The sequence below is a fragment of the Streptomyces sp. NPDC090021 genome (genome assembly GCF_044748225.1).
Classification (GTDB): Bacteria; Actinomycetota; Actinomycetes; order Streptomycetales; family Streptomycetaceae; genus Streptomyces.
Map to the genome: position 1 here is coordinate 219,066 of NZ_JBIVFO010000002.1, position 27,000 is coordinate 246,065.

Here is a 27,000-nt window from a genome sequence, read left to right on the forward strand (position 1 = left end):
CCCCAGAGCCGATGAGCGGTGGATTGACATGACGGATTCCGTGAGTACACCCGCACTGCGCCTGCTGGGGACCCCGGCGGACGAACTGCGCATCGCCGCGGTGGGCACCAGCGAGGTCGTCCGGATCGCCCGGGGCCCCTCCGCGCCGGTCCGGGACACGGCGGGCACGGTCCACTCGAAGATCGACATGCACCATCACTTCTGCGCCCCGGAGTGGCGCGAGTGGGCCGTGCACCAAGGGCTCGTCGCGCCCGGGCAGTTGCCCCCGTGGACCCGCCTCGACACCGAGGCGGCGATCCGCTTCATGGACGACGCGGGTATCACCACCGCGGTCCTCAAGCCGATGCTGCCGGCCCGCTACCGGTCGTCGGCGCAACTGCGCGAGGCGATCAACATCACGCTGCGCTCGATGATCGAGGTGGCCGCCTCGCACCCGGGCAGGTTCTCGTACTACGTGCCGCTCTTCCTGGACGACGAGGAGGCGTCGTCCTGGGCCGTGCGCCGCGGGCTCGGACAGCTCGGCGCCGTCGGCGTCAACGTGACCGCGAACTACGGGGGCGTGTACCTCGGGGACCCCGCCTACGACCGGCTCTTCCACGAGCTGAACGAGCGTTCCGCGGTGGTCGACACCCACCCGCACAACCTCCCGGGCTGCGCGCCGGGCGCGTCGGCGGTCCCCGGCATCCCGAACTTCGTCTGCGACTTCCTGCTGGACACCACCCGGGCCGCCGTGAACATGATCAGCAGGCGGACCCTGGACCGCTTCCCGGACATCTCCGTGGTCCTGCCGCACGCCGGCGGCTTCCTGCCGTACATCGCCACGCGCCTGCAGGCCCTGGGGCGGTTCTGTGAGCCGAGCGTGGAGCCGGCCGCCGTCCGCGACCACCTGAGCCGCTTCTACTACGACACCGCGGGTCCCATGGCGCCCGCCGCGACCCTGCTGGAGCACGTGCCCGCCGACCACGTCCTCTTCGGCACGGACTGGCCCGCCGCCCCCGCCGACACGGTCATGGACCTGGCGCTGCCCGCTCTCGACGCGGACCCGGCCTTCACTCCGGAGCAGCTGCGGGGGATCTACCACGGCAACGCCCTGCGCCTGATCCCGCAGCTCGCGACGGCCTGAGCCGCGGTGGTACGGGCTGCGGGGGCCTGAGCCGCGGGGGTACGGGCCGCGGTGGTACGGGCTGCGGGGGTACGGGCCGCACGGCGCGGCCCGTACCCCCGCGGCCGTGATCAGGCGAGCTTGGCGCTCAGGGTGATCGTCGTGCCGGTCAGGGCCTGGCTCACCGGGCAGTTCTTCTTCGCGTCCTCGGCGGCGGCGACAAAGGCGTCGTTGTCCAGGCCGGGGACCTCACCCTCGACGGTGAGGTGGATGCCGGTGATGCCCTCGCCGGGCTGGAAGGTGACGTCGGCCTTGGTCTCCAGGCGGGCGGGCGGGGTGCCCGCGCCCGCGAGGCCGTGGGACAGCGCCATCGAGAAGCAGCTGGAGTGGGCGGCGGCGATCAGCTCTTCCGGGCTGGTCTTGCCGTTCGCGGCCTCGGAGCGGGCGGGCCAGGAGACGTCGTACGAACCGATGCCCGAGGAGTCGAGGCTGACGACACCCTTGCCCTTCAGCAGGTCGCCTTCCCAGACGGTGTGCGCGTGACGCGTGGTGGCCATGGTGATCCCTTCGCAGAGGTGGGGAAACGGCCGGGCGCCCGAAAGGGGGCCCGGCGTTCCCAAACCTACTGGGACACCAGGGGTTTCGCGTCGCGCGCCAGCGCGGTGAGCCGCGATATGGCGCGGAAGTACTTCTTCCGATAACCGCCGTTCAGCATCTCCTCACTGAACAGCCTGTCGAAGGGGACGCCGGAGGCCAGGACCGGGACCTCGCGGTCGTACAGCCGGTCGGCCAGGACCACCAGCCGCAGCGCGGTGGACTGGTCCGGCACCGGGCCGACGTCGGTCAGGCAGACCGCGGTGATCCCGTCGGTCAGCGCGCCGTAGCGGCTCGGGTGGACCCGGGCCAGGTGCTCCAGCAGCCCGGGGAAGTCGTCCAGGCTCGCGCCCTCGGTCGCGTACGCGGCCTTGGCGACCTGCTCGTCGGAGAACGGCGCCGGGGCCTCCGGCAGGCCGCGGTGGCGGTAGTCCTGGCCGTCGATCCGCAGCGGCCGGAAGTGCGCCGACAGGCCCTGGATCTCGCGCAGGAAGTCCGCGGCGGCGAAGCGGCCCTCGCCGAGCTTGCCGGGCAGCGTGTTGGAGGTGGCGGCCAGCGCCACACCCTGCTCCACGAGGCGGCTGAGCAGCGAGGACACCAGCACGGTGTCGCCCGGGTCGTCCAGCTCGAACTCGTCGATGCACAGCAGCCGGTGCCCGCCCAGGGTCTGCACGGTCTGCTGGAAGCCGAGCGCGCCCACCAGGTTCGTGAGCTCGACGAAGGTGCCGAAGGCCTTGAGCGCGGGCTCGGCCGGGGTGGCGTGCCACAGGGAGGCGAGCAGGTGGGTCTTGCCGACGCCGTAGCCGCCGTCGAGATAGACCCCGCGCGGCGCGGCGGGGGCCGCGGGCTTCTTCGAGAACCAGCGCTTCTTCCCGGCGCCGCTCGCGTGCGCCCCGCCGAGGCCCGCGGCGAAGCCGCTCAGCACGGTGACCGCCTCGGCCTGGCTCGGCTGGGCCGGGTCGGGGTTGTACGTGTCGAAGCGGACGGAGTCGAACCGCGGCGGCGGCACCATCTCGGCCACCAGCCGTTCGGCGGGAACCCGCGGCTCGCGCGCGCACAGGGCCTGCGGCCCGGCGTCGGCTATCGGGGGCCGGCCGGAGGGGGAACCGGAGGTGGAGAGTGATGTCGGCACAGCGCTTAACTCTACGGGGCGTGGCACACTGCACCGATGCGACGCCTGTTCCCTGTGACCGATCAGACAGCAGCCCGGAGCCAGGACGGGGCGGACCGGGAGTGGTCGCTCGACGAGCTCGCGGACGCCTACGCCTACCCGGCCCTCGCGGCGGACGGCCACTGGCTGCGGGCCAACATGGTCTCCACCCTGGACGGCGCCGCCCAGCACGACGGCCGCTCCCAGCCCATCTCCGGCGCGACCGACATGCGGATCTTCGGTACCCTGCGCGCTCTGGCCGACGTGGTCGTGGTCGGCGCTGAAACGGTTCGCCAGGAGGGTTACCGCCCGGCCCGCGCCCGGGAGGCCTTCGCGGCCCGCCGCGCGGCCGCCGGACAGGGCCCGGCCCCCGCCATCGCCGTGATCACGGCGAGCATGGACCTGGACTTCTCGCTGCCCCTGTTCACCTCCCCGCTGGTGCCGACCCTGGTGGTCACCGGCGCCGCCGCGCCCTCCGGCCGGGTGGCCGAGGCCGAGGCGGCCGGGGCCGAGGTGGTGGTGGCCGGCGACGGAGCCTCCGTCGACGCGGCCCGGGCCGTACGGGAGCTCGCCGGGCGGGGGCTGCGCCGCCAGCTCACCGAGGGCGGGCCCCGGCTGCTGGGCCAGTTCGTGGCCGCCGACGTGCTGGACGAGCTGTGCCTGACGATCTCCCCGACACTCACGGCGGGCGGCGCCCAGCGCATCGCCGGAGGGCCGTCCGTCACGGTTCCGCACCGGCTCGCGCCCGCCTGCGTACTGGAGGAGGCCGGGTTCCTGTTCACGAGCTACCGTCGGATCTGACAAGGGGCGGAATTTCTCGTTCCGCTTTGCTTCCGCTGGGCACATATACCTGCGCAGGCCCCGTGTGACAGCGGGGCAGGATGGTTTCCGCAGGGGCCGGCCGACCGGCCTCGGGCCCATGAAGGAGAGGGCGTCCGTGTTCACGAGCGTATTGATGATCGAGCAGCCGCTGACCACGGTGGACGTGGACTTCGTCACCAGCCTCCACGGAGACGACCCGGTCTCCTTCGTCGTCCTCATGCAGCCCCGGGGCGACCAGGACCGGCTGCTGCGCGCCATCGACGACGTGGCGCTCGGTGAGCTTCCCGAGGCCATCCGCGAGGGCGACGAACCCGAGGGCGAGGACGCGCTCGGCCCCGCCGCACACGCCCTCGCGCACTCCCTGAACGCCCTGCGCCAGAAGGGTGCCAAGGCCGTCGGGCAGATCATCGAGAAGCACCCGCTCGACAAGCTGCAGTCCGTCGTGGACGAGACCGGCGCCGACGAGGTGATCGTCCTGACCTCGCCGCACTTCGTGGAGGAGTTCTTCCACCGGGACTGGGCCTCACGGGCGCGCCACAAGGTCGGCGTTCCCGTGCTCAAGCTCTTCGCCCACAACGAATAGGCTTGGGCCCCAGCGCCCGACGCACACAAGCACCGCACTCGATCCTGGAGCGACCTGAATGAAGCCCGGCCTGCCGACCGCCATGGAACGGCCCCACTTCATCGGCATCGGCGGCGCCGGCATGTCCGGCATCGCGAAGATCCTGGCCCAGCGCGGGGGGAAGGTCGCCGGCAGCGACGCCCGCGGCGACTCCGAGACCGCCGGGGCGCTGCGCGCCCACGGCGTCACGGTCCACGGCGGGCACGCGGCCGGCCACCTCGCCGCCGACTCCACCTGCGTGGTCGTCTCCAGCGCCATCCGCGCCGACAACCCCGAGCTGGCCCGCGCCGCCGAGCTCGGCATCCCCGTCGTGCACCGCTCCGACGCCCTCGCCGCCCTGATGGACGGACTGCGTCCGATCGCCGTCGCCGGCACCCACGGCAAGACCACCACCACCTCGATGCTGGCGGTCTCCCTCTCGGCCCTGGGCCTGGACCCCTCCTACGCCATCGGCGGCGACCTCGACGCCCCGGGCTCCAACGCCCACCACGGCGAGGGCGACATCTTCGTGGCCGAGGCCGACGAGAGCGACCGTTCCTTCCACAAGTACACCCCGCAGGTCGCGATCATCCTCAACGCGGAACTCGACCACCACGCGAACTACGCGTCGATCGACGAGATCCACGAATCCTTCGAGACCTTCGTCGGCAGGATCGTGCCCGGTGGCACCCTGGTCGTCGCCCACGGCCAGGAGGGCGCCGCCGAGATCGCCCGCCGCGTCGCGGACCGCGAGGACCTCACCGTCGTCACCTACGGCGAGGAGGAGGACGCCGACCTCCGGATCACCAAGATCACCCCGCGTGGTCTGACCAGCGAGGTCACCGTGGTCCTGGACGGCCGGATGCTCACCTTCACCGTCTCCGTCCCCGGCCGCCACTACGCGCACAACGCCGTCGCCGCGCTCGCCGCGGGCGTGGCCCTCGGCATCCCCGCGCACAACCTGGCCTCCGCGCTCGGCAAGTACACCGGCGTCAAGCGCCGCCTCCAGCTCAAGGGCGAGGCCGCCGGCGTGCAGGTCATCGACTCCTACGCGCACCACCCCACCGAGATGAACGCCGACCTGGAGGCCATCCGCGGAGCCGCCGCGGACTCCCGCATCCTGGTCGTCTTCCAGCCGCACCTCTTCTCCCGCACCCAGGAACTGGGCAAGGAGATGGGCCAGGCCCTCGCCCTCGCCGACGCCTCCGTCGTCCTGGACATCTACCCCGCCCGCGAGGACCCGGTCCCCGGCGTCACCAGCGAGATCATCATCGCGGCCGCCCGGGCCGAGGGCGCGGACGTCACCGCCGAGCACGACAAGGAGGCCGTCGCCGACGTCATCGCGGGAATGGCCAAGCCCGGTGATCTCGTTCTCACCATGGGCGCGGGCGACGTCACGGACCTCGGTCCGGCCATCCTCGCCCGCCTGTCGAGCTGACGGAACGAGGGAGCGGAAGAGTCATGTCGTACGAGGTCGAGAAGACGGACGAGCAGTGGCAGGCGGAGCTGACCCCGTCCGAATACCAGGTGCTGCGCCTCGCCGGCACCGAGCCGGCCTTCCGCGGTGAGTACACCGACACCAAGACGGAGGGCGTCTACTCCTGCCGCGGCTGCGGGGCCGAGCTGTTCCGCTCCTCGGAGAAGTTCGAGTCGCACTGCGGCTGGCCGTCCTTCTTCGACCCGAAGGACACCGACGCCGTCGAGCTGCTCGCCGACACCTCGCACGGCATGGTCCGCACCGAGGTCCGCTGCGCGAAGTGCGGATCCCACCTCGGCCACGTCTTCGAGGGCGAGGGCTACCCGACGCCCACGGACCAGCGCTACTGCATCAACAGCATCTCGCTGCGCCTGACCCCCGCCGCGGACGCGGGCTGACCCTCAGGACGCGTCGGGCCGCCCCGACCGGCCGGGGCCGCCCAGGACATCGGTGGGCCCTCCCGGACCCGAGCGGACCGGGAGGGCCCACACTCCTGTCCGCTGGATGCCGTGAGGGATCCGGGCTCCGCACGGGCCCGGGCGGTCGCGTGCTCAGCCGCTGCACTGGGTCAGTTCGCCGCCCTGGCGGACGCTGTACTGGCCCGGCGGCACGTTCATGACCTGGAACCCGCCGTTCTGGGCGATCTCGACCGTCCCGCCGAAGCCGGCCGACCCGTACACGTAGGCAGGGCCCGGGGTGAAGCCGCCGCCGGACAGGTGCACCTTCCCGTTCTCCAGGACCCCGGAGGTCGAACACGTCGCGGCCGGGACGGCGGCCGGCGGGGTCTGCGGGACCGTCGCGAGGGCGGCGGGGGCGGCGGCGAACGAGGCGGCCGCCAAGGGGCCGAGGAAGAGGAGCCGTGTGCGCCGGTTCATGAGCCTTCCTTACCAGGAGGAATCGAGAGGAATCGGGAGGCCACGGACCGCGGGGGGCGGGCCGCGGGCACCGCTCTTCCATCGTCACCCCGCCCGCTGCCCGGTGCGACCCGGGGCGCGACCGGCCGGAACCGGCCGGGGATGGTGTCGGGGACATCGCGGTTCGATTCCGATCCGGTCTCTGGCCTGGGGTGATCCCACGGAGATAGCACGTTCGGCCTGTGAAGACACCTATCCGTTTCTTCCGCCTGTCTGGTTATGATCGGCCCCTCACATCCCGTCACGACCACACCCGTTGTGGCCGTCCCCTCCGCAGTTCCGTGCCCGGTCCGGCCGTTCGGCCACCCCTGACGTCCCCAGCCGCCCCCGCTCCCGAGGACCGATGTCTCCCATAGAACCCGAAGGCGTAAGAGGGCAGTCGACGACGCGTCGGTGGCGCAACGTGCGCCTGCGCACCCTCCTGATCTGGCTGGCCGTGGTTCCCACCGTGGCGATGGGCACCCAAGTCACGGTGACCGCCGAACGGTTGCTGGAGCAGTCGGCGCGGCTGCGGGCCGACGTGGAGGCCGCCGAGCGGGTCGGCGCACCGCTGTACACGCTCCTGGTCGACATGCAGGAGGAGCGGACGGCGACCGCCGCCCAGTGGGCGGGCACCGACGGGGCCGAGGACGAACTGCGCATACGGCGCGCCGCCACGGACACGGCCGCGGCCGAGTTCCGCCGCCTCGCGGACGATCCGGAGAGGTCCTTCACCGAGGTGACCCGGCAGCTCGACCGCCTGCCCGCGTACCGCCAGCGCGCGGACACCCGCAGCGGCGCCGCCGACAGCACCCTGGCCTACTACTCCGATGTCATCGGCAAGGTCATCCAGGTCTACCAGCAGGAGTTCAGCCACGCGGAGGACGCCGAACTCGCCCAGGCGAGCCGCCCCGTCGTCTCGATGCTCCAGGCCACCGAGATGGTGGCCCGCGAGGACACCGTCCTGGCCCTCGCCGGACCGTCGGGGGAACTGAGCTTCGTCGGCTACGACCAGTTCGTCAGCTCCCTGGGCGCCCAGCGCTACCTCCACGAGGCGCTGATCGTCCCGCACCTGACGGAGCGGGACGAGCGGTTCTACGAACGGGTCGTCGGCTCCGAGGACTGGCAGGCGAAGACGCGCATCGAGAACGCGGTCCTCTCCGGGCACAAGGACACCGTCGCCGGTATCAAGGTGCCCGCCGAGGTCGGCGCCTGGAAGTCCGCGCACGCCAACTTCTCCGTGCAGATGACCACCCTCAACATCGACCTGGCGCGCTCGGTGCTCGCCCGCGGCGAGGCCAAGGCCGCGGAGCTGCAGGCCGAGGTCGCCTGGCTGATAGCCGGGAGCGGCGGCGGGCTGCTGGCCGTCGTGGTCGTGGTCGTGTTCACCACCCGGTCCGTCCTGCGGCGCCTGCGCGAACTGCACGAACGCACGGTCACCGTGGCCGAGGAGACCCTCCCCGACGTCGTCGCGCGGCTGGAGCGCGGTCAGACCGTGGACCCGGGGGCGCTGCCGTCCGTCAGCGGCGACCGCGACGAGGTCGGGCGCATCAGCGACGCGTTCGCCCGGGCCGTCTCCGTGTCGGTCGACGGCCACCGGCGGCTGGCCGCCGAGCGTCACGGCTTCGGCCTGTTCGCCTCGGGCATCGCCTCGCGCACCGGGAACCTCGTCAGCCGCCAGCTCAGCCTCACCGAGGACCTCCAGGACACCTTCGGCCACGACGAGGCGCTGCTCGCCCAGCTGATGCGGTCCGACCAGCTGACGGTCGGCATGCGGCGGCAGATCGAGAACCTCCTCATCCTCGCGGGCGGCGAGGTCCCCGACCCGCACACCGAGCCCATGCGCGTCGCCGACCTGCTGCGCGAAGCCGCCGCCGAGGTCGAGGACTTCCGGCGCATCGAGCGGCAGGCCCTCGACGAGACCAGCGTGGAGCCGAGCGTCATCAGCCAGATCAGCCACCTGCTGGCCGAGCTGCTCGACAACGCCACCCGGTTCTCCCCGCCGAAGTCCAAGGTGGTCATCCGCGCCGAACTCGTCGCGGACGGACTGACGGTCGAGATCGAGGACCGCGGGCCGCGGGTGAGCCCCGAGCGGTACGAGGAGATGAACGGGCGCCTGCACCAGGCCCCGCCGTACTCGGTGCTCGCGCAGAACGCGCACCGGCTCGGCCTCTTCGTCGTGGGCCACCTCGCCGACCAGCTCGGCGCCACGGTCACCCTGCGCCGCTCCGTGTACGGGGGCACCTGCGCGGTGGTGGTCCTGCCGGCCGGACTGCTGCTGCCGACCGAGGCGGAGGAGACCCCGCGCGAGCCCGCCCGCCACGAACCCGCGGCCCCGGCCGCCGGGCCCGCCGCCGCTGCGGCCGTGCCCGCTCCGTCGGGCCCCGGGCCGGCCGCCGCAGAGCAGCCCGAGCCCGAGCCCGAGCCCGAGCCCGAGCCCGAGTCCGGGCAGCAGCCGGAGTCCGCGCCCGAGCCGGACCCCGCGCCCGAGCCGGTCGCGCACACCGGCGCCGGACTGCCCAGCCGGCGTACGAAGACGCCCCGGCCCGCCGCCTCCGCCGTACCCGAGGCCCGGCCGGCCCCGGCGGCCGGCGGACCCACGCGGCCGGCCCTTCCCGAGCGGGTCCCGCAGACCCACATAGCCGACCAACTGCGCGCGCCCCGCGTGCCGGAAACACGGGTTCCCCAGGACACCGCGACACCCGAAGAGGTCGCCGACGCCTGGGCGGACTACGAACAGGGGACCCAGACAGTGGAAGAAGAGCTCCGACGGGATCAGCCATGACCACCTCATCGAACACCGCCGCATCCAACGACGCGATCTACAGCGTCCTCGACAACAACCTGAGCAGAATCGCCGGCATCCAGGGAGCCGTGCTGCTGTCCAACGACGGCATCCGGCTCAGCGCCTACCTGCTGGACCAGCCGCAGGCCGAGCGCATGGCGGCCGCCGCCTCCGGTATCGCCTCCACGATGAAGGCGATATCCCGCGAGATCGACGGCGGCCGGGTCATCCGCCAGCTCGTCGAGATGGACGACAGGTACCTCTGCATCGTCGGCTGCGGCGAGGGCAGCACCCTCATCGTGGTGACCTCCCGCAAGGCGCGCCTCGGCGAGCTCGGCGGCGAGGCCGTCCGTACCGCGCAGGCCCTCGGCGAATGGCTGGGCACCCCCGAGCGCGGCCAGGTACCGAACCAGTAATGCCGCAGGACGAGCCGCAGCAGCCGCAGCCCGCAAGCCGCCGCCGTACGCGGCTGTACGCCCTCACCGACGGCCGTACGGCCGCTGCGCACACCGTCCTGACCATGGACACCACCATCACGGCGGCGGTCGCCGGTGACGCGCACGGAGGACTCCCCACCGAGTGGCAGGAGATCCTCGTCATGTGCGCGCCGCCGGGCGGGCGGGCGGTCGCGGAGATAGCGGCGCGTATGCACATCCGCCTCACACCGATGACGCTGCTCCTCGGCGAACTCGCCGAACGCGGGCTGATCACCCACCGGCCGCCCCTGGCGGCCTCCGACACCACCGACGTCAACCTGCTCATGAGAATCAGGGACAACCTTGCGCGGATATGACACGCCCGCCCCGCCCGCCTCCGGCGAACCGGACCCGGTCAAGATCCTCATCGCCGGTGGATTCGGAGTCGGCAAGACCACCCTGGTGGAGACGATCTCCGAGATCGAGCCGCTGCGGACGGAGGAGCGGCTGACGGCCGCGGGCGTCGGCGTCGACGACCTCGGGGGCATCGAGTCCAAGACCCTCACCACCGTGGCGATGGACTTCGGCCGGATCACCCTCACCGACGCCGGAGTCGTCCTCTACCTGTTCGGCACACCGGGCCAGGAACGCTTCTGGTTCATGTGGGACGACCTCCTGGCCGGCGCCCTCGGGGCGATCGTGCTGGTCGACACGCGACGCCTCGACCGCAGCTTCCCGGCCGTCGACTTCTTCGAGAGCCGCGGCCTGCCCTTCGTCGTCGGCGCGAACTGCTTCCACGGCGAACAGCCCTACACCGCCGAGGAGATCGCGGCGGCCCTGCACCTGCGGGACCCCGCGACACCCGTCCTCATGCTTGACGCCCGCTCGCGCACGGACGTCCGCGCGTCCCTGCTCGCCCTCCTGGACGTGCTCATCGACCGTGCGGAGCAGCCCCCCACGGCCGTCCCCGGCTGACCACCCCGGCCCCGCCCGGCACCCCGCCCGCCAGGTGGTCCGCCAGGATGCGGTGGGGGTCCAGCCCTCGGAGGGGGAGCGGGCGCGGGCGCGGGGTCGGGTCCAGGACCACCGGGTGGGCCGGCTGGTCCACCGCCCTCCTGCGGCTTCACCTGCAACGCCGACACCAACGCATCAGTCAACGTCGCAGTAGGACAGGCCGTAAGGCCCCGGAAGAAGTCTTCCGGTACCGGAGGGGCAACACCGCGCAAGCGGTCGAATGCCCGTGAACCTCAGCCCCGATAGGGGTTGGAATCCCCCTGCCTTAGCTGGGGGAGGATGTCAACAGCAGCTCCACCGGCAACCGGATCGACCTGACGGTGTGGGGCCCCAACGGCTTCCTGCGCGCCTGGAAGGGCCCGGCGAAGAAGGCGGCCCCGAGGTCACGGCCCGCCACGTCACCGCCACCGGCGACCTGGCCCTGACGATGACCAACTCCGGCACGGCCGCGGTCAACCTCACGGTGACCAATGCCTACGGCGGCGCCGCCCGGACCCTCCGCGTCGCGGCGGGCGGCACGGCCACTCACACCGTGGACCTGGGCGCGACGGGCCGCTGGTACGACGTCAAGGTCCTCTCCGACCTCGACACCACCTTCCTGCGCCGCTTCGCGGGGCACGTGGAGACCCGGGCGTCTGCGCCCCCGCGATCAGGACCGCCTGATCCGGTCCTGCGGTAGCGCACAGCAGCCGCCGTTCCAGTACGACCTGGCGCTCACCGCCGACGTGATGAAGGCCACAGGGCGGGCCTGGTACCCGAACTGCCGGATCGTGACCCTCGCCGGCTCGGGCCACTACCCGCCGCACGAGACACCGGTTGCCTTCGCCACGGAAGTGGAGGCCTTTCTCCGCGACCAGAACAGGCCCTAGCGGCGCGGCAACGAAAAACCCCTGGGGTACGAGGAGACCTCGTACCCCAGGGGGATCAGGGTGAGTGACGGGACTTGAACCCGCGGCCACCTGGACCACAACCAGGTGCTCTACCAACTGAGCTACACCCACCACGAAGGGCGGCGGACCGCCCGTTCGATGTGCAAGCACAGCATAGCCGATCTGCGGGGCGGTCCTGCGACGCGTTATCCGGCCGACCGGTTCGCGGCCAGGGCGGCGGCGAACCTGGCCCCGGCCCCGTCCCGGCGGCGGCCGGCGGCCTGCCGGACGGCGGCCACGGCGAAGGCCCTGATGATCGGATGGGGCCGCGTCGAGTCCCCGTGGAGCTCCGGCTGGAAGAGCGTGGCCAGGAAGAACGGGTGCCCGGGCAGCTCCGCGATGCGTGCCTGCCCGTCCTCGTCGTGCCCCGACAGCCGCAGCCCGTGCGCGGTGAGCACCGGCAGGTGCCGGGGAGCCGGTCCGTAGGTGCAGTGGTAGCGCTCCATCGACCGCTCCGCGCCGAGCGCGGCCTCGGCGAGCGACCCGGGCTCGGCCCGTACGAGGCCCTCGTGGCCGACGAGCGAGCAGGCGAGCGGGGCGATCAGCAGATCCGGCGCCCCGGGGTCGTTCTCGGCGTGCGCGACGTCGGCCAGCCCGCACACCGACCGGGCGTACTCCAGCAGCGTGTGCTGGAAGCCGCCGCACGTCCCGAGGAAGGGGATGCCCTCCTCGCGGGCCACCCGGATCGCTGCCAGCGCCCCCGCCTCGCTGGCGTACGGGCTGCCCGGCAGCACCCACACGGCGTCGAAGCGGGACAGGGTCCCGGCGGCGGCCTCGGCCGCGGCTTCGCCGGTGGGGATCCAGCAGGCGTCGAGGACGAGCCCGTCGCGGGCGGCGAGGGCGTCGAGGAGCAGCGGGATCCGGGTGTGGGACGTCACGTGCGGGGAGCGGTCGCCGACGAGGGCGATCCGCGCCACCCTTGAGGCGTCGGTGGCGCACGCCGGGTCTGCCGGGCTTGCCGTGTCTGCCGTGTCTGCAGTGCGAGTCGTGTGCGTCGTGTGAGCTGTGCGTGCGGTGGTCATGCGGATCATCCTGTGGCCGCCGTCCGCTTCAGCGCCAACGATTGTTCGTGCACCTGCGATAAGTGATCCTGATGACCATGGATCCGCACCTGCTCCGCACCTTCGTCACCGTGGCCCGGCTCTCCTCCTTCTCCGGCGCCGCCCGCGAGCTGGGCTACACCCAGTCCGCGGTCTCCCAGCACATCGCGGCGCTGGAGGGCGACCTGCGGGCGGAACTCCTCACCCGCCGGCCCGTCGCACCGACCCCGGCCGGGGTGCGGCTCCTGGAGCACGCCGGGCCGCTCCTGCTGCGGCTCGACGCCGCGCGGGCCGACGTACTGCGCCTGGCCGCAGCCCCACCCGGGCGCATCACCCTCGCCGCCTCCCCGCTCGCCGTGGGCCCGCGGCTGCTCGCGGCCCTGCCCGCCACCGGCGTCACCCTGCGCGTGCTGCCCCCGGTCGAGGTGCCCGCCGCCGTGGCCACCGGCGGCTGCGACCTCGGGCTGGTCGACGGCCCGGCCGCCCCCAGCGACCCGCTGCGGCTGCCCGACGTGGCGCCGCTCACCGTGACGGGAGTCGGAGAGGAGGAACTGGCCGTGCTGCTGCCCGACGGGCACCCCTTCGCCGGCCGGGCCGCCGTCCGCCTGGACGACCTCGCCGACGCCCGCTGGATCGACGCCCCCGGCGTCGGCCTGCCGCTCACCGCCGCCCGTGCCTCCGTCCGCTACGAGGGCACCGACCTGCTCTCCCTCTGCGCCCTGGCCGCCGCCGGGCACGGCCTCGCGCTCCTCCCGCGCCGCGTGGCCGAGGCCGCCGGCGCGGGCGTCGCCGTACCGCTGTCCGGCCCGCGCCTGGTGCACCGTACGGAACTGCTCTCGCCCGGCACTCCGACCGGCGCGGCCGCTGCCCTCGCGGCACGGCTCACGGCAGGATCCTCCCTATGACGGACGACACCCACGCCGCCGTACCTGGTCGAGGGGAGGAGCAGCCCCTGGTGCCCGGCATGTGCTTCTCCGTGGAGCCCGGTGTGTACCTGCCGGGCCGTTTCGGCGTCCGCATCGAGGACGTCGTGACCGTCACCGAGGACGGCGGGCGCCGCCTCAACAACGCCCCGCGCGAACTCGCCGTCGTCGCGTAGTGCCGCGGCCGTGAGGGTGTGCCGACCCGGTGAACCCCGACGACCACGGCACGGGGCGGTGTACGCCCGCTCAGGGACCGAGGACCACCGCCGACTCGCCCGGCAGGTGGATCCGCCCGTCCGGCCCGGGGTGTTCGAGCGGCTCCCAGGACGCCAGCACCCGCACCCCGTTGCGGCCCAGGGCGATCGTCACCGGCTCGGCGGAGAGGTTCACGGCCACCCGTACGTCGCCCCGCCGGAAGGTGAGCCGGCGCCGCTCCTCGTCGTGGGCGACCCGGACCGCGGCCAGGTCCGGATCGCGCAGGTCCGGGTGGGTGCGGCGGAGCGTCACCAGAGTGCGGTACCAGTCCAGCAGGCGGGCGTGGACCGGCTGTTCGGGCTCCGACCAGTCCAGGCAGGAGCGGTCCCGGGTGGCCGGGTCCTGCGGGTCGGGGATCTCCTCGGCCTTCCAGCCGTGCGCCGCGAACTCCCGGCGCCGGCCTGACCGCACCGCCTCGGCCAGTTCCGGACCGGGGTGGTCGGTGAAGTACTGCCACGGGGTGCGCGCCCCCCACTCCTCGCCCATGAACAGCATCGGCACGAAGGGCCCGGTCAGCGCCACCGTCGCCGCGCAGGCCAGCAGCCCGGGGGAGAGGGAGGCCGAGAGCCGGTCGCCGAGCGCCCGGTTGCCGATCTGGTCGTGGGTCTGGGAGTAGCCGACGAACCGATGGGCGGGGGTCCGGCGGTGGTCCACCGGGCGGCCGTGCGTGCGGCCCCGGAAGGACGACCAGGTCCCGTCGTGGAAGAAGACCCGGGTCAGGGTCTTGGCCAGGGCGGCCAGCGGCGCCTCGGCGAAGTCGGCGTAGTACGCGTGGGATTCACCGGTCAGCGCGCAGTGCAGGGCGTGGTGGAAGTCGTCGTTCCACTGGGCCTGCAGGCCCAGGCCGCCGGCCGCGCGCGGGGTGGTGGTGCGCGGGTCACACCGGTCGGACTCGGCGATCAGGAACAGCGGCCGGCCGGTCTCGGCGGCCAGCGCGTCCACGGCCGCGGACAGTTCCTCCAGGAAGGTCAGCGCCCGCCCGTCGGCCAGGGCGTGGACGGCGTCGAGCCGCAGCCCGTCGATGCCGTAGTCGCGCAGCCAGGCGAGCGCGCTGCCGATGAGGTACGCGCGCACCTCGTCGGAGCCCGGCGCGTCCAGGTTCACCGCCGCGCCCCACGGGGTGTGGTGGGTGTCGGTGAAGTACGGGCCGAAGGCGGGGAGATGGTTGCCGGAGGGGCCGAGGTGGTTGTGCACGACGTCGAGTACCACGCCCAGCCCGGCCGCGTGCGCGGCCTCCGTGAAGCGGGCAAGGCCGGCCGGGCCGCCGTACGGCTCGTGCACGGCCCAGGGCGCGACCCCGTCGTACCCCCAGCCGTGGATGCCGGAGAAGGGGCACACCGGCATCAGCTCCACGTGCGTGACCCCGAGGGCGGCGAGGTGGCCGAGGCGGGCCGCCGCCGCGTCGAAGGTGCCCTCGGGGGTGAAGGTGCCGACGTGGAGTTCGTACAGGACCGCGTCCTGGAGCGGGATGCGCGGCGACGGGGCGGACCGCGGGGTGAGGGCGCCGAAGTCGACGACGGCGGACAGCCCGTCGGGGCCGTCCGGGAGCCGCCGGCCGCGCGGGTCGGGGCGCGGGACGGCGACCCCGTCCTCGTCCCCGTCCAGGAGGAAGCCGTAGCGGCTGCCGTCCCCGGCCGGGGCCTGCACGGTCCACCAGCCGTCCCGGTCCGGATCGCGTGCCATGTCGTACGTCACGTCGTCGAGTCGCAGGGCGACCCGGCCCGTCAGCGGTGCCCACACCTCGAACCGCACGGGCGGCCCCCTCGTCTGTCGGCGGTGTCCAGCATGCCCATCGTGCCCATCATCGCGGGCGGGGCGGGGGAGTTCTGGACACTCCGCCCCCGACGGGCCGACAATCACCCTGTGACGTCGAGTTTCGAACTTCCTGCCTTCCCCGCGCCGCGGCTGTCGGACGCCGAGCGAGACCGTGCGCTGGGCCAGCTCAGGGAGGGCGCGGCCCTCGGCAGGCTGTCCCACGACACCTTCCTGCGGCGCATGGAACTGGCCCTGGTGGCCCGCCGTTCCGAGGACCTCGCGGTCCTCACCGCGGACCTCCAGTCCCGGGAGGCCGCCGAAAGCCCCTGGACCCGAAAGCTGTTCGGCTGGGTCGGCCGGGTCTCGGCGGTGTCCGCCGGGGTACGGCGCGCCTGGAACGCCGAGCGGCTGCCCAAGCTGCTGCTGCCGCACCCGAGCGCCGCGGTCCTGCGGATCGGCCGCGACCCCGGCAACGGGCTGCGCCTCAGCCACGAGACCGTCTCCCGGATGCACGCGGAACTGAGCCTGCGCGACGGGGTGTGGGTGCTCAAGGATCTCGGTTCCACCAACGGCACCAGCGTCAACGGCCGCCGCGTGACGGGCTCCGCGATCGTCCGCGACGGCGACCAGGTCGGCTTCGGCAACATGACCTTCCGCCTCTCGGCCGGCTGAGCCCGGGCCCCGGCCGCCCGCCGGTCGCGCCTGACCGGCCCGCCCGCCGGTGCCCGCCGGCCCCCGCTGGCCCCCCACCGGTCCGCCACCGGTCCGCCGTCGTCGGGAGGGACCGCGCAGGATGGACTGCCTCTACCTGGCCGCGGCGGCCCGCGGCCAGGGCCTGGGCGCCGCCCTGGTGGACGGCGTGACGGGGCTGGCCCGCGAACTGGGCCTGGAGCAGGTCCAGTGGCAGACCCCCGAATGGAATGAGGGGGCGATCCGCTTCTACGACCGCCTCGGCGCCGCCTCGGACCCCGAGTTCCGCTACACCCTTCCCGTGGGCCGGCCGGCCGCCACGAGCCGTGCGTAGGCGGCCAGGACCGTACGGGACTGGTGCTCCACCTGGGTGGCCACCGGGATCCAGCGGGCCCCGAACCGGGAGGCGAACTCCCCGCACCAGCCGGTGACCAGCCGGTCCAGCCCGGGCGCCGCCGGATGCCCCTCGGCGCGCAGGACCCGCAGCAGCATCGCCGCCGCGCGCAGCGACAGCCGGCGCCCGAAGGCGTCGATGCTGGCGATGTACGCCGCCGTGGCCTCCGCGGGGGCGCCGGGGCCGGTCCACTCGACGGCGATCCGGGGGATCAGCGCGAGCGTCCAGTCCACCGCGCGCAGCAGCGGGGCCGCGGCCGGGTCCTCGTGCGCGCCCGGCCGCGGCCCTTCCCGGCTCCGGGCGCGCTCCCGGGCCGCGCCGACGAGCGCGGCGTCCGCGGTCAGCCGCCCGGCGAGCATCCGCAGGGCGCCGCGCGGGTCGGGGTGCGGGGCCGGGTCGTCCACCAGGTCGGAGGCCCACATGGGGACTTCCACGATCGCGGTGGTGCCGTCGTACCGGTGGGCGTGGTACCAGGTGCTCAGCCGGGTGTCCTCCGGGTGGAACGCTCCGGCGGCCTCGCTGCCCGGCTCCGGGATCACGAAGATCCCGGGCCCGGGGGAGGGCCAGCCGGCGGCGTCCGAGGCCCCGTTCTCCACCGGGATGCGCAGGTCGGCGGCCGATTTGCCGAACGGCTCGGCGAGGCCCGGTATGTCCCGCGTGAGCTGCACCCAGGAGCCGCCGAGGTCGGTGGCGTGCAGGGAGACCTGGAGGACGGGCCGCAGCTCGTCGATGAGCGCGAGGAGCGCCAGGGTCTCCGGCGGCAGCAGGTCCGCGGGCAGTAACGACGGTGCCCACTCGGGCTGTTCGGGCCCGGGCGGCCGGAAGAAGTACCGGTGGTAGTCCAGCAGCGAGTACGGGCGGGGCGTGCGGTGCAGGTCCGCGCCGTCCGGGTCGGCGCAGAGCAGGAAGTGCCAGCCGCAGCCCGCCCGCGGCGCCGGGTCGCGCAGGAGCCGGCGGGCGAGCGAGAGCGCCGTGGCCCCGCCGACGGGCTCGTTGGCGTGGGCCCCGGCGACGACGAGGACGTTGCGGGTGCCCGCAACGTCCCGGCGGTCCGTGCCGTCCCCGTCGCCGGGGCGGTCCGTCCGGACCGGGCCGACCGCGCCGACCGCGCCGTCCGGGCGTTCCGACGGGCCCGCGCCGGCCGCCGCGGTCGCCGCTACGGACAGCACCCAGATCGGCTGCCCGGCCCGCGAGGTACCGGCCTGGCGGAGCCGGACCTCACCGGGGTGTTCGTCCGCCAGAGCCCGGGCGGACACCCCGAGTTCCTGCGGTGTGGGGTAGCACATGTCACGGAGGAGAGTCACAAGGGATGCCATGCCCGCCGGGCCCGCCGCCTACTGCTGTACGGGCTCCGCAGTTCCCCCGAGATCCGGCGAAACCCCTGGCCATGGCTGTGCCGCGGCGTCCCCGGCAGGCCCCGCGCCACCGGATCCGCTGCGCCATGGATCCGCTGCGCCATAGAGCCCGCTGGTCGACGGCGTCCTCGTCCTCGACCGGGCCTGCGGCGAGGTCGGCTTCACCCCGCGCACCGTGCTCCGTACGGAACACACCTCGACGGCCGTCCGGAGGGCGGCCGCCGGCGCGGGCATCGTCATGGCCCCGGCCCGCACGGTCCGGGGCGCCGTCGGTGAGGACCGCGCCCCGCTCTCCCCGCCCCCCCGTGGCACCGGCGCCCGGCGGTCTTCTCCCGGGTCCCGCCGACCGGCGCGGCGGCGGCCTTCGCGGAACTCCTGAGCACCGGGGCCGCGACGGCCCCGGACGCCACCGGGCCGGCCGGGGGGCGGGGGTCAGCGGCGGAGCCAGATCCCCACCGGACGGTCGTCCAGCAGGGCGGTCACCCTGGCTGAGCCGCTGTGCACGGCGCGGGCGCTCCGCCCGGTGCGCGGGGGCAGTACGGGCGTCCACCTGCCGGGCGGGAGGTCCAGCCGGGTGCTGCGCCAGCCGCCCGACGCCGCCAGGCGGTGGGACAGCCGGGTGGCGGCCACCAGCAGGCCCGGAGCCCGGGTGAAGGCCACCAGATGGCCGGCCGCCGGACCGCGGGCCGCGACGGGGGCGTAGCCGTGGAAGAGTTCCGGCCGGTCGCGGCGCAGCCGCAGCAGCGCCGCCGTGAGAGCCAGCTTCTCCTCGGCCGGGCCGTCCGGGAGGGCCCCCGCGTCCAGCCGGGCGAGCGCGGTGCGCGGGAAACGCGCCGGGCGCCGGTTGTCCGGGTCCACCAGGGCCCGGTACTCGGTCTCCGCGCCCTGGTAGACCTCCGGGACCCCCGGCATCGCGAGGTGCAGCAGCGCCATGCCGAGCAGGTTGGCGCGGGCGGCCTCCGCGAGGTCCGCCGGGAGGTCGAGCGGGGCGGGGGCGTAGCCGGCCACACCCGTCTCGTACTCCTCGTTCGGGTCGGTCCAGCTGGTGTGCAGGGCCGCCTCGCGGGCCCCCTTGAGCAGGGCGTCGGCCAGCCGCGGCACCGCCTCGGGGGCCCGGCCGAGCCCCAGCGCGGTCTGCCGGGCCACCCAGGCCAGGTGGGGGTCACGGGCGGCCTTCCCGCCGAGCGGGCCGTCGGAGCCGTCGGAGCCGTCGGAGCCGTCGGCGGTCTCGGCGGTGTCGGAGTCGTCGGCGGAGGCGCCCGCGGGGGAGCCCATCAGCTCCGGAGCCTGCGACAGCACCGAGATCCGCGCCCGTACGTCGGCGCTGCGCTTGGTGTCGTGCGTGGACAGCACGGTGCCCGTCCGGGGCCAGTCCCGGGCCAGGGTGGCGCAGTACGCGTGGAACTCCTCGGGCGACACCGCGGGACCTCCCGGCTCCCCGCCCACCTCGGTGGCCGACAGCAGTGGCGCGTACCGGTAGAAGGCCCGGTCCTCCAGGGACTTGGCGCGCAGGGCCGCAGAGGTCTGGGCGAACCGGGCGGCGAAGGCCGGGTCCCGCAGCAGCAGCTCCCGCACGCCCGCCACCGCGGCCGGACCGGCCAGCTCGGCCGCCCGCTCCCGTGCCTGCGGCGGCAGCTCCGGATCGCCGGGATAGGGCCGGTAGACCGGCAAGGCGATCAACAACTCGCGTACCGCCGGAGCCAGTTCCCCGCCGGCACGGCGCTCCAGCACCCCCAGCTCGGCCGCCAGGTCGACGGTCAGCACCTCCCGCGCACAGGCCCTGGCCGTCTCCGGCCACGGCGGCAGCCCGGTCGACTCCCCGTACCGGGACGCCAGTTCCGCGGCACCCTCGGGATCGGTGAACACCCCGTCGACCCGGTGCAGCGCGTCGTACCCGGTGGTCCCCGCCACCGGCCATCCGGCCGGCAACCGCTCGTGGCGGGCCAGGATCTTCTCCACGACCACCCAGCAGTCGTCGCCCGCCGCGGCCCGGAGCCGGCCCAGGTACTCCTCCGGGTCGGCCAGGCCGTCCACGTGGTCGATCCGGAGCCCCTGCGCGACGCCGTCGCGGACCAGCTCCAGCACCTTCGCGTGGGTGGCCGTGAACACCTCCGGTTCCTCCACCCGGACCCCGATCAGCTCCGAAATGGTGAAGAAACGCCGGTAGTTGAGCGCGGTGGCGGTCTCCCGCCACCAGGTCGGCCGGTACCATTGCGCGGCCAGCAGCTCCGGCAGGGCCAGGCCCTCGGTCCCCTCCCGCAGCGGGAACTCCTGCTCCCCGTGGCGCAGCACCCCGCCCTCGACCCGCAGGTCGCAGGAGTCCGCCGGCCCCGGCAGGAGCGGGAGCACCACCTGTCCGCCGCCGGCCTCCCAGTCGATGTCGAACCAGTGCGCGTACGGCGAACCGGGCCCGTCCCGCAGCACCTCCCACAGTGGCCGGTTGAGCCGCAGCGGTGTCGGTACCGCCATGTGGTTGGGCACGATGTCGAGGACCAGGCCGAGGCCGTGCGCCCGGGCCGTCGAGGCCAGGGCCCGCAGTCCGGGCTCGCCGCCGAGCTCGGCCCGTACGCGCGAGTGGTCGGTGACGTCGTACCCGTGGGCCGATCCGGGCGCCGCCTCCAGGACGGGGGAGAGGTGCAGGTGCGACACGCCGAGCGAGGCGAGGTACGGCACGGCCGCCTCGGCCGCCGCGAACGGGAATTCCGGACGCAGTTGGAGACGGTAGGTCGACGCCGGAGCGACAGGTTTCGGAAGATCGGATTCCGATGCGGGGGTCGGGTGCGGCTGGCTCATGAGAACGTACGTACCCAACCTGTCGGATTCCGTGCCATGACCCAATGCATCCGAGTGACTGCGCCGGGTTAGTGTCGATCAAGTGCTCGGAACCGTCACCACGTATCGAAGAGTCATCGCCCTGACCGGGCCCCTCCTCCCCCTCGTCTCCTTCCTCGCCCGCCTGCCGGTCGCGATGTCCCAGTTCGGAAGCTTCCTGCTGGTCGCCCGGACCAGCGGCTCCCTGGCCACCGCGGGCATCGTCGGCGGCGCCCTCTCCCTCGGCCAGGTCCTCTTCGGACCCGTCCTCGGCCGGCTCGCCGACCGGCACGGGCAGCGCCCCGTCGTCCTGGTCGCCGCCGCCGTCAACGCCGTCGCCACCGCGGCCCTCGTCGCCGGTGCGCTCACCCACCTCGCGACCCTCCCGCTCGCCGCGATCGGCGCGCTCACCGGTGCCTCCGTGCCGCTGATCGGGCCGCTCGCCCGGACCCGCTCCGTCGCCCTGGCCCGCCGCTCCGGGGCCGACGAGGGTGTCGTCGGCGCCGTCCACGCTCTTGAGGGCACCCTGGACGAGGTCTCCTTCGTCTTCGGGCCCGCCCTGGTCGGGCTCGCCGCACTGATCGCGCACCCGGCCTTCGCCCTGGCCGGGGCGGCCGGCCTCGTCGCCGTCTTCGGCGGTGCCTTCGCCCTGCACCCCACCGCCTCGGCCACCGCCGGCTCCCCGGCGCGCGAACGGCGCGCGAAAAGCCGGGCCCGGCCGCCCGCCGTGGTCCACGCCGTACGGTGCTCCCTCGCCCTCCAGGGCGTCATGTTCGGCGCCTGCCAGGCCGGCATCACCGCGCTCACCATCCGCCTCGGCGTCCCGGACCAGGCAGCCGTCGTCTACTCCGCGATGGGCGTCGTCAGCGCCGCCGTCGGCCTCGCGCTCGGCGCGCTGCCCGCCCGCTTCGGCCTGCGACTGCGCTGGCGGGCGGCCACCGCCGCCGCCCTCGTGCTCTCCGCGCCCCTGCTGGTCACGGACGGACTGTGGCCGCTGTACGCGGTCGTCACCGTCCTCGGCGCCGCCTACGCACCCCACCTGATCACCGCGTTCGCACTGACCGAGCGGGCCGTGGAACCGGACCGGCTGGCCACCGCCATGGCCTTCGCCGCCAGCAGCCTGGTGGCCGGGCAGGCCGCCGCGCTCGTGGTCGCCGGGCGCCTCGCCGAGCGGTTCGGCCCGAGCGCGGCCTTCGCCGTGGCCGTGGCCGCGGCGGCGTTCTGCCTCGCCCTCGCCCTCGTCACCCCCGTGCCCGCCGCCCGCGGGTACGCCGCCGAACCCGTCGGCCCGGGGGCCGGGCCGGGGGCCGGGCCGGGCGGCCGGCCGGCGCCGGACCCCGCCTACGCGGGCCGCTGAAGCACCACCAGGCACCGTCCCGTCAGCGCCACCCGGTCGCCGGCCGCGTACTGCGGCCCGGTTCCGGGTGGCAGTACGTCCGCCCGGGCGGTGTCGACCACCAGCCGCCACTGCGCGCCGTGCCCGGGCGGCACGGTGAACTCCTGCGGGTCCGCACCGGCGTTGAACATCAGCAGGAACGAGTCGTCGGTGATCCGTTCGCCCCGGCTGCCCGGCTCGGAGATCGCCTCCCCGTTGAGGAACACGGTCAGCGCCCGGGCGTGCTGCGCCTGCCAGTCACGCGCCCGCATCTCCTCCCCGTGCGGGGTGAACCAGGCGATGTCGGAGAGCTCGTCGTGCGTGCCCTCCACGGGCCGGCCGTGGAAGAAGCGGCGCCGCCGGAAGACCGGGTGGTCGCGGCGCAGCCACACCATCCGGCGGGTGAACTCCAGCAGCGAAGGGGCCGGTTTGCCGGGCTCCGGCCAGGCCACCCAGGACAGTTCGTTGTCCTGGCAGTAGGCGTTGTTGTTGCCGCCCTGGGTGCGGCCGAACTCGTCGCCGTGGCTGAGCATCGGCACGCCCTGCGACAGCAGCAGGGTCGCGGTGAAGTTGCGCATCTGGCGCTCGCGCAGCGCCGTGATCTCCGGATCCTCCGTCGGGCCCTCCACCCCGCAGTTCCAGGACCGGTTGTGGCTCTCGCCGTCCCGGTTGCCCTCGCGGTTGGCCTCGTTGTGCTTCTCGTCGTACGAGACGAGGTCGTTCAGGGTGAACCCGTCGTGGCAGGTCGTGAAGTTGATGGAGGCCAGCGGGCGCCGCCCGTCGTCCTGGTACAGGTCCGAGGACCCGGTCAGCCGCCCCGCGAACTCCGCCAGGGTGCGCGGCTGCCCCCGCCACAGGTCCCGCACGGTGTCGCGGTACTTGCCGTTCCACTCCGTCCACAGCGGCGGGAAGTTGCCCACCTGGTAGCCGCCCTCGCCGAGGTCCCACGGCTCCGCGATCAGCTTCACCTGGCTGACCACCGGGTCCTGCTGGACGAGGTCGAAGAACGACGACAGCCGGTCTACCTCGTGGAACTGCCGGGCCAGCGTCGCCGCGAGATCGAAGCGGAAGCCGTCCACGTGCATCTCGGTGACCCAGTAGCGCAGCGAGTCCATGATCAGCTGGAGTACGTGCGGGGACCGCATCAGCAGCGAGTTCCCGGTGCCCGTGGTGTCCATGTAGTGCCGCGGATCGTCCGACAGCCGGTAGTACGAGGCGTTGTCGAGCCCGCGGAAGGACAGCGTCGGGCCCAGGTGGTTGCCTTCGGCGGTGTGGTTGTAGACCACGTCGAGGATCACCTCGATCCCGGCCTCGTGCAGGGCCCGCACGGCGGACTTGAACTCCAGCACCTGCTGGCCGCGGTCGCCCGAGGCGTAGCCGTTGTGCGGGGCGAAGAAACCGATCGTGTTGTAGCCCCAGTAGTTGCTCAGCCCGTCGTTGACCAGCCGGTGGTCGTTGACGAACTGGTGCACCGGCATCAGCTCCAGAGCCGTGACCCCGAGCTTGGCGAGGTGGCCGATGACCGCCGGGTGCGCGAGCGCACCGTAGGTGCCGCGCAGTTCCTCGGGCAGGTCGGGGTGGCGCATGGTCAGGCCCTTGACGTGGGCCTCGTACAGCACGGTGTGGTGGTACTCGTGGCGCGGCGGACGGTCGTTGGCCCAGTCGAAGTACGGGTTCACCACCACCGAGCTCATCGTGTGCGGGGCCGAGTCCAGGTCGTTGCGGGAGTCGGGCCGGCCGAAGTGGTAGCCGTACACCGCCTCGTTCCAGTTCACCCGGCCGCTGATCGCCCGCGCGTACGGGTCCAGCAGCAGTTTCGCCGCGTTGCAGCGCCGGCCGCGCTCGGGCTCGTAGGGGCCGTGCACGCGGAAGCCGTAGCGCTGGCCCGGCATGATCCCCGGCAGGTACGCGTGGCGCACGAAGGCGTCCGTCTCGCGCAGCTCGACGGCGGTCTCCGACCCGTCGTCGTGGAGGAGGCACAGCTCGATGCGCCGGGCGGCCTCGGAGTAGACCGCGAAGTTCGTTCCGGCGCCGTCGTACGTGGCGCCGAGGGGATACGCCTGTCCTGGCCAGACCTGCATAGACAACGACTCTTCCCTCGGTGTCGAAAGACGTCCCGGATGATCCGGCGTGGACCGCGTCACTGGCAGATCTTCCCCGAAAGAGGGTCCTCACGCGCGGACTTGGGAGTGGTCCTACCGGGTGACCCGCAGAGCTGATAGGCGGGTCAGCGGACTGTCCTTGCATCCGATAATGGGTCGACGGACGGTCTCCGTAAGCCTCATCGGGCTGCACCGGGCCGCGCGCGCGGGATACCCTTCCGTGATCACTGGAGACGGGCGTCCAGACGCAGAAGGCGGTGCACGGGTGAGCTCGGGAGGTCTGGAGCTGCCCCCTGGTGACAGCAGTCACGAGGGTGGCCCGGCGGACGCCCCAGGAGGTGTCCCCGGCGGGGCGCCGACGGGGATCCCGGCAGGGACGGTCTCCCTGGCGGGCGGGCCGGCGGAGGCCGGGAGCGCGGGGGCCGGCGCCGAGCTGGACTGGGGCGCGGAGGCCTGGAGCGAGGTCCGTACGCGGGCGCAGCGGGCCGGCCGGGCGTACATCTGGCTCAACCTGATCGAACAGCGGCTGCGGTCGGTGGTCGGCGCGGTGCTGCGGCCGATCTACGAACCGGTGCACGGCGGGGACGACTGGGTCGTCGCGGCCGCCGGTCCCGCCGGGCAGGAGTGGGTGCAGCGGGCGGTGGCCGTGCGCGAGGTCAGCCGGCGCAAGGGCTACCTGCTCGACTCCGCCGACGACAACGTGCTGAGCTTCCTGACCCTGCCGCAGCTGCGCGAGCTGATGGTCCAGCACTGGCCGTGCTTCGAGCCGTACTTCGACGACCGGCGCGAGATCGAGCTGGCCCTGGACGAGCTGGAGGTCACCCGCAACGTAGTCTCCCGCAACCGGGCGCTGTCGCGGCCCGTGCTGGAGCAGGCGGAGCGGGCCTCGGCGCGGCTGCTGGAGGTGCTGGGCGGCGGCTCCGGCGGCCCCGCCGCGGACCGGCTGCCGATCGACGCCGTCGAGGACCTGGTGGGGGACCGCTACGCGGACGTCGTCTCGGTCCACCCGGACCGGGTGCGGCTCCAGCGCAACCTGCCGGCGGAGGACCTCTTCGGGGGCGCGCGGCGCCTCGACGCCATCGGGATAGGTCTCAACCTGCTCGTGCAGAACTTCTCCGGGCGAAGACTCGTCCGGCTGACCGAGGCGGGCTGCCGGGTGCGGCTGCTGTTCCTGAATCCGGCGAGCAGCGCGGTCAAACGCCGGGAGCGGGAGCTGGGGCTGCGCAAGGGCGAGCTGAGCCGCTCGGTGGAGATGAACATCCTGCACGTGCGACGGGTCCGGGCGGGGCTGCGGGACCCCTCGCGCTTCGAGATCCACGTCTTCGACGAGACGCCCCGTTTCACCGCCTACCTGGTGGAGGGGCAGTCCTCGGGGATAGCGGTGGTCCAGTCGTACCTGAGGCGGGCGCGGGGGATGGAGTCGCCGGTGCTGGTGCTGCGGGGCGGCGGGCGGGGGGTGCCCAGGGATGCGGACCACGGGCTGTTCGCGACCTACCGGGAGGAGTTCGAGTCGATGTGGGAGGACTCCCGCCCGGTGTCCTGAGCCTCCCGGGAGGGGGCGTCGCCTGGCTTGTCAGTGGCCCGTGGCAGGCTGAAACCCGTTGACCGAAGCTGTACGGGGGAAGGACACGGGGTGGAGGACCAGCGCGGTACGAGGGACCGGCACGGCCGGGTGCCGATCGGACGCGAGGTGCGCGCCGGCGCGGCGCACGGGCGGTGCGGCCGGCCGGCGGACCGGGGGACTCCGGTCCTGCAGGGGGCTCCGGCGGCCCCGGCGGCCCCGGCCGGAACGAGGGCCGCGCGATGAGCTGGATCAGTGGGCCGTTGGTGGCCTTCGACCTGGAGACCACGGGCACCGACGTGGAGACCGACCGCATCGTGACGGCGGCGGTCGTGCGGCTGGATCCGGCCGGAGCCGTCGCGGCCGAGCGGACCTGGCTGCTGGATCCGGGGGTGGCCATACCGGAGCAGGCGTCGGCGATCCACGGGATCTCCACGCAGCACGCCCGCGAGCACGGGGCGCGGGCCGCTTCGGCCGTCGAGGAGATCGCGCAGGCGGTCGCCGAGGGGCTGCGGTCGGGGACGCCCCTGGTGGTGATGAACGCACGCTATGACCTGTCGCTGCTGGACCGCGAGTGCCGGCGCCACGGGGTCGCGTCGATCACCGAGCGGCTCGGTGGCGTGCCCGCGCCCGTCATCGATCCGCTGGTGATCGACAAGCACGTCGACAAGTACCGGAAGGGCAAGCGGGCCCTGCACGCGTTGTGCGCCCACTACGGCGTGTCGCTCGATGACGCGCACGATGCGAGGGCGGATGCCGTGGCCGCCGCCCGCGTGGTGCGCCGGATAGGGGAGAGGCACCAGCCCGTCGGCCTGATGTCCCTGGCGGACCTGCACGGCCTCCAGGTGCGTGCGGCGGCCGAGCAGTCGGCCTCGCTCCAGGCCTACCTGCGGCGCACCGCAGACCCGACGGCGGTCGTCGAGCCGGCCTGGCCCCTCATCCCCCGGAGCCGCTGA

General features: G+C 73.8%; 26 protein-coding genes and 1 tRNA gene. 18 read left to right on the forward strand and 9 right to left on the reverse strand.

Annotated elements, in window-relative coordinates; genetic code table 11:
* Positions 1-40: 40 nt before the first annotated feature.
* Positions 41-1,123 (forward strand): amidohydrolase family protein, encoded by a 1,083-nt coding sequence (locus ACIPXC_RS02130; RefSeq protein ID WP_401612463.1) that lies wholly within the window; start codon positions 41-43, stop codon positions 1,121-1,123.
* A gap of 110 nt (positions 1,124-1,233) precedes the next feature.
* Here the strand turns inward: ACIPXC_RS02130 and ACIPXC_RS02135 are convergent, their stop codons facing one another.
* Together ACIPXC_RS02135 and zapE are read right to left on the reverse strand one after the other, a co-directional pair.
* On the reverse strand, positions 1,234-1,659 hold the full coding sequence (locus tag ACIPXC_RS02135) for an OsmC family protein (RefSeq protein WP_401612465.1): 426 nt from the start codon (positions 1,657-1,659) through the stop codon (positions 1,234-1,236).
* A 65-nt stretch (positions 1,660-1,724) separates the two neighbouring features.
* Positions 1,725-2,780 (reverse strand): cell division protein ZapE, encoded by a 1,056-nt coding sequence (gene zapE / locus ACIPXC_RS02140; protein WP_401612598.1) that lies wholly within the window; start codon positions 2,778-2,780, stop codon positions 1,725-1,727.
* Between the two features lie 84 nt (positions 2,781-2,864).
* On the opposite strand from zapE, the gene ACIPXC_RS02145 reads away from it, so the two are divergent.
* The 4 genes from ACIPXC_RS02145 to msrB all read left to right on the forward strand — a co-directional run bounded on the left by ACIPXC_RS02145 (position 2,865) and on the right by msrB (position 6,144).
* A complete protein-coding gene (locus tag ACIPXC_RS02145; protein WP_401612468.1) occupies positions 2,865-3,647 on the forward strand; it encodes a pyrimidine reductase family protein in 783 nt (260 codons plus the stop codon).
* Positions 3,648-3,783: 136 nt separating this feature from the next.
* Positions 3,784-4,251, forward strand: a complete 468-nt coding sequence (locus ACIPXC_RS02150) for an indole-3-glycerol phosphate synthase (protein WP_183068433.1) — start codon at positions 3,784-3,786, stop codon at positions 4,249-4,251.
* A 58-nt stretch (positions 4,252-4,309) separates the two neighbouring features.
* The gene (gene murC, locus ACIPXC_RS02155) at positions 4,310-5,707 is read left to right on the forward strand and encodes a UDP-N-acetylmuramate--L-alanine ligase (protein ID WP_401612471.1); all 1,398 of its coding nucleotides are present in this window, start codon (positions 4,310-4,312) and stop codon (positions 5,705-5,707) included.
* A gap of 23 nt (positions 5,708-5,730) precedes the next feature.
* Entirely contained in the window at positions 5,731-6,144 is a 414-nt protein-coding gene (msrB, locus tag ACIPXC_RS02160; protein ID WP_401612474.1) for a peptide-methionine (R)-S-oxide reductase MsrB, read from the forward strand.
* Between the two features lie 153 nt (positions 6,145-6,297).
* Here the strand turns inward: msrB and ACIPXC_RS02165 are convergent, their stop codons facing one another.
* The gene (locus tag ACIPXC_RS02165; RefSeq protein WP_401612477.1) at positions 6,298-6,621 is read right to left on the reverse strand and encodes a hypothetical protein; all 324 of its coding nucleotides are present in this window, start codon (positions 6,619-6,621) and stop codon (positions 6,298-6,300) included.
* Positions 6,622-7,003: 382 nt separating this feature from the next.
* Here ACIPXC_RS02165 and ACIPXC_RS02170 point away from each other — a divergent pair, with 382 nt between their 5' ends.
* The 5 genes from ACIPXC_RS02170 to ACIPXC_RS02190 all read left to right on the forward strand — a co-directional run bounded on the left by ACIPXC_RS02170 (position 7,004) and on the right by ACIPXC_RS02190 (position 11,533).
* The gene (locus ACIPXC_RS02170; RefSeq protein WP_401612480.1) at positions 7,004-9,424 is read left to right on the forward strand and encodes a nitrate- and nitrite sensing domain-containing protein; all 2,421 of its coding nucleotides are present in this window, start codon (positions 7,004-7,006) and stop codon (positions 9,422-9,424) included.
* Positions 9,421-9,840, forward strand: coding sequence for a roadblock/LC7 domain-containing protein (locus tag ACIPXC_RS02175; RefSeq protein ID WP_030960438.1), 420 nt, complete (start codon positions 9,421-9,423; stop codon positions 9,838-9,840). The genes ACIPXC_RS02170 and ACIPXC_RS02175 overlap by 4 nt, the downstream gene beginning before the upstream one ends.
* Complete coding sequence (locus ACIPXC_RS02180; protein WP_401612484.1) at positions 9,840-10,217, forward strand: DUF742 domain-containing protein; 378 nt, start codon at positions 9,840-9,842, stop codon at positions 10,215-10,217. Before ACIPXC_RS02175 ends, ACIPXC_RS02180 begins: the two co-directional genes overlap by 1 nt.
* The gene (locus ACIPXC_RS02185; RefSeq protein WP_401612487.1) at positions 10,204-10,815 is read left to right on the forward strand and encodes a GTP-binding protein; all 612 of its coding nucleotides are present in this window, start codon (positions 10,204-10,206) and stop codon (positions 10,813-10,815) included. The genes ACIPXC_RS02180 and ACIPXC_RS02185 overlap by 14 nt, the downstream gene beginning before the upstream one ends.
* A 361-nt stretch (positions 10,816-11,176) precedes the next feature.
* Entirely contained in the window at positions 11,177-11,533 is a 357-nt protein-coding gene (locus tag ACIPXC_RS02190; RefSeq protein WP_401612490.1) for a phospholipase domain-containing protein, read from the forward strand.
* A gap of 249 nt (positions 11,534-11,782) precedes the next feature.
* Here the strand turns inward: ACIPXC_RS02190 and ACIPXC_RS02195 are convergent.
* Positions 11,783-11,855, reverse strand: a tRNA-His gene (locus ACIPXC_RS02195).
* A 74-nt stretch (positions 11,856-11,929) separates the two neighbouring features.
* Complete coding sequence (locus tag ACIPXC_RS02200; protein ID WP_401612493.1) at positions 11,930-12,700, reverse strand: hypothetical protein; 771 nt, start codon at positions 12,698-12,700, stop codon at positions 11,930-11,932.
* A gap of 182 nt (positions 12,701-12,882) precedes the next feature.
* Between ACIPXC_RS02200 and ACIPXC_RS02205 the strand changes: the two genes are divergently transcribed.
* The gene (locus tag ACIPXC_RS02205) at positions 12,883-13,728 is read left to right on the forward strand and encodes a LysR family transcriptional regulator (RefSeq protein WP_401612496.1); all 846 of its coding nucleotides are present in this window, start codon (positions 12,883-12,885) and stop codon (positions 13,726-13,728) included.
* On the forward strand, positions 13,725-13,922 hold the full coding sequence (locus tag ACIPXC_RS02210; protein WP_401612499.1) for a M24 family metallopeptidase: 198 nt from the start codon (positions 13,725-13,727) through the stop codon (positions 13,920-13,922). The genes ACIPXC_RS02205 and ACIPXC_RS02210 overlap by 4 nt, the downstream gene beginning before the upstream one ends.
* 70 nt (positions 13,923-13,992) lie before the next feature.
* Here the strand turns inward: ACIPXC_RS02210 and treZ are convergent, their stop codons facing one another.
* The gene (gene treZ, locus ACIPXC_RS02215; RefSeq protein ID WP_401612501.1) at positions 13,993-15,753 is read right to left on the reverse strand and encodes a malto-oligosyltrehalose trehalohydrolase; all 1,761 of its coding nucleotides are present in this window, start codon (positions 15,751-15,753) and stop codon (positions 13,993-13,995) included.
* A gap of 111 nt (positions 15,754-15,864) precedes the next feature.
* Between treZ and ACIPXC_RS02220 the strand changes: the two genes are divergently transcribed.
* On the forward strand, positions 15,865-16,428 hold the full coding sequence (locus tag ACIPXC_RS02220; RefSeq protein WP_401612503.1) for a DUF1707 and FHA domain-containing protein: 564 nt from the start codon (positions 15,865-15,867) through the stop codon (positions 16,426-16,428).
* Between the two features lie 121 nt (positions 16,429-16,549).
* Positions 16,550-16,780: a GNAT family N-acetyltransferase gene (locus tag ACIPXC_RS02225; protein ID WP_401612506.1), complete on the forward strand. Its 231-nt coding sequence runs from the start codon at positions 16,550-16,552 to the stop codon at positions 16,778-16,780.
* Here the strand turns inward: ACIPXC_RS02225 and ACIPXC_RS02230 are convergent.
* On the reverse strand, positions 16,735-18,126 hold the full coding sequence (locus tag ACIPXC_RS02230) for a M14 family zinc carboxypeptidase (protein ID WP_401612508.1): 1,392 nt from the start codon (positions 18,124-18,126) through the stop codon (positions 16,735-16,737). The two genes, ACIPXC_RS02225 and ACIPXC_RS02230, sit on opposite strands and share 46 nt — an antisense overlap.
* Before the next feature lie 244 nt (positions 18,127-18,370).
* On the opposite strand from ACIPXC_RS02230, the gene ACIPXC_RS02235 reads away from it, so the two are divergent.
* Entirely contained in the window at positions 18,371-18,574 is a 204-nt protein-coding gene (locus tag ACIPXC_RS02235) for a hypothetical protein (protein ID WP_401612510.1), read from the forward strand.
* A gap of 53 nt (positions 18,575-18,627) precedes the next feature.
* Here ACIPXC_RS02235 and treY read toward each other — a convergent pair whose 3' ends face one another.
* Positions 18,628-20,988, reverse strand: a complete 2,361-nt coding sequence (treY, locus tag ACIPXC_RS02240) for a malto-oligosyltrehalose synthase (RefSeq protein WP_401612512.1) — start codon at positions 20,986-20,988, stop codon at positions 18,628-18,630.
* 82 nt (positions 20,989-21,070) lie between these two features.
* On the opposite strand from treY, the gene ACIPXC_RS02245 reads away from it, so the two are divergent.
* A complete protein-coding gene (locus tag ACIPXC_RS02245; protein ID WP_401612515.1) occupies positions 21,071-22,363 on the forward strand; it encodes an MFS transporter in 1,293 nt (430 codons plus the stop codon).
* Here the strand turns inward: ACIPXC_RS02245 and glgX are convergent.
* Positions 22,348-24,462 (reverse strand): glycogen debranching protein GlgX, encoded by a 2,115-nt coding sequence (gene glgX / locus ACIPXC_RS02250; protein WP_386617906.1) that lies wholly within the window; start codon positions 24,460-24,462, stop codon positions 22,348-22,350. The genes ACIPXC_RS02245 and glgX overlap by 16 nt on opposite strands.
* Positions 24,463-24,748: 286 nt before the next feature.
* Here glgX and ACIPXC_RS02255 point away from each other — a divergent pair, with 286 nt between their 5' ends.
* On the forward strand, positions 24,749-26,026 hold the full coding sequence (locus ACIPXC_RS02255) for an SAV2148 family HEPN domain-containing protein (protein ID WP_401612518.1): 1,278 nt from the start codon (positions 24,749-24,751) through the stop codon (positions 26,024-26,026).
* Between the two features lie 260 nt (positions 26,027-26,286).
* Positions 26,287-27,000, forward strand: coding sequence for a 3'-5' exonuclease (locus ACIPXC_RS02260; protein WP_401612520.1), 714 nt, complete (start codon positions 26,287-26,289; stop codon positions 26,998-27,000).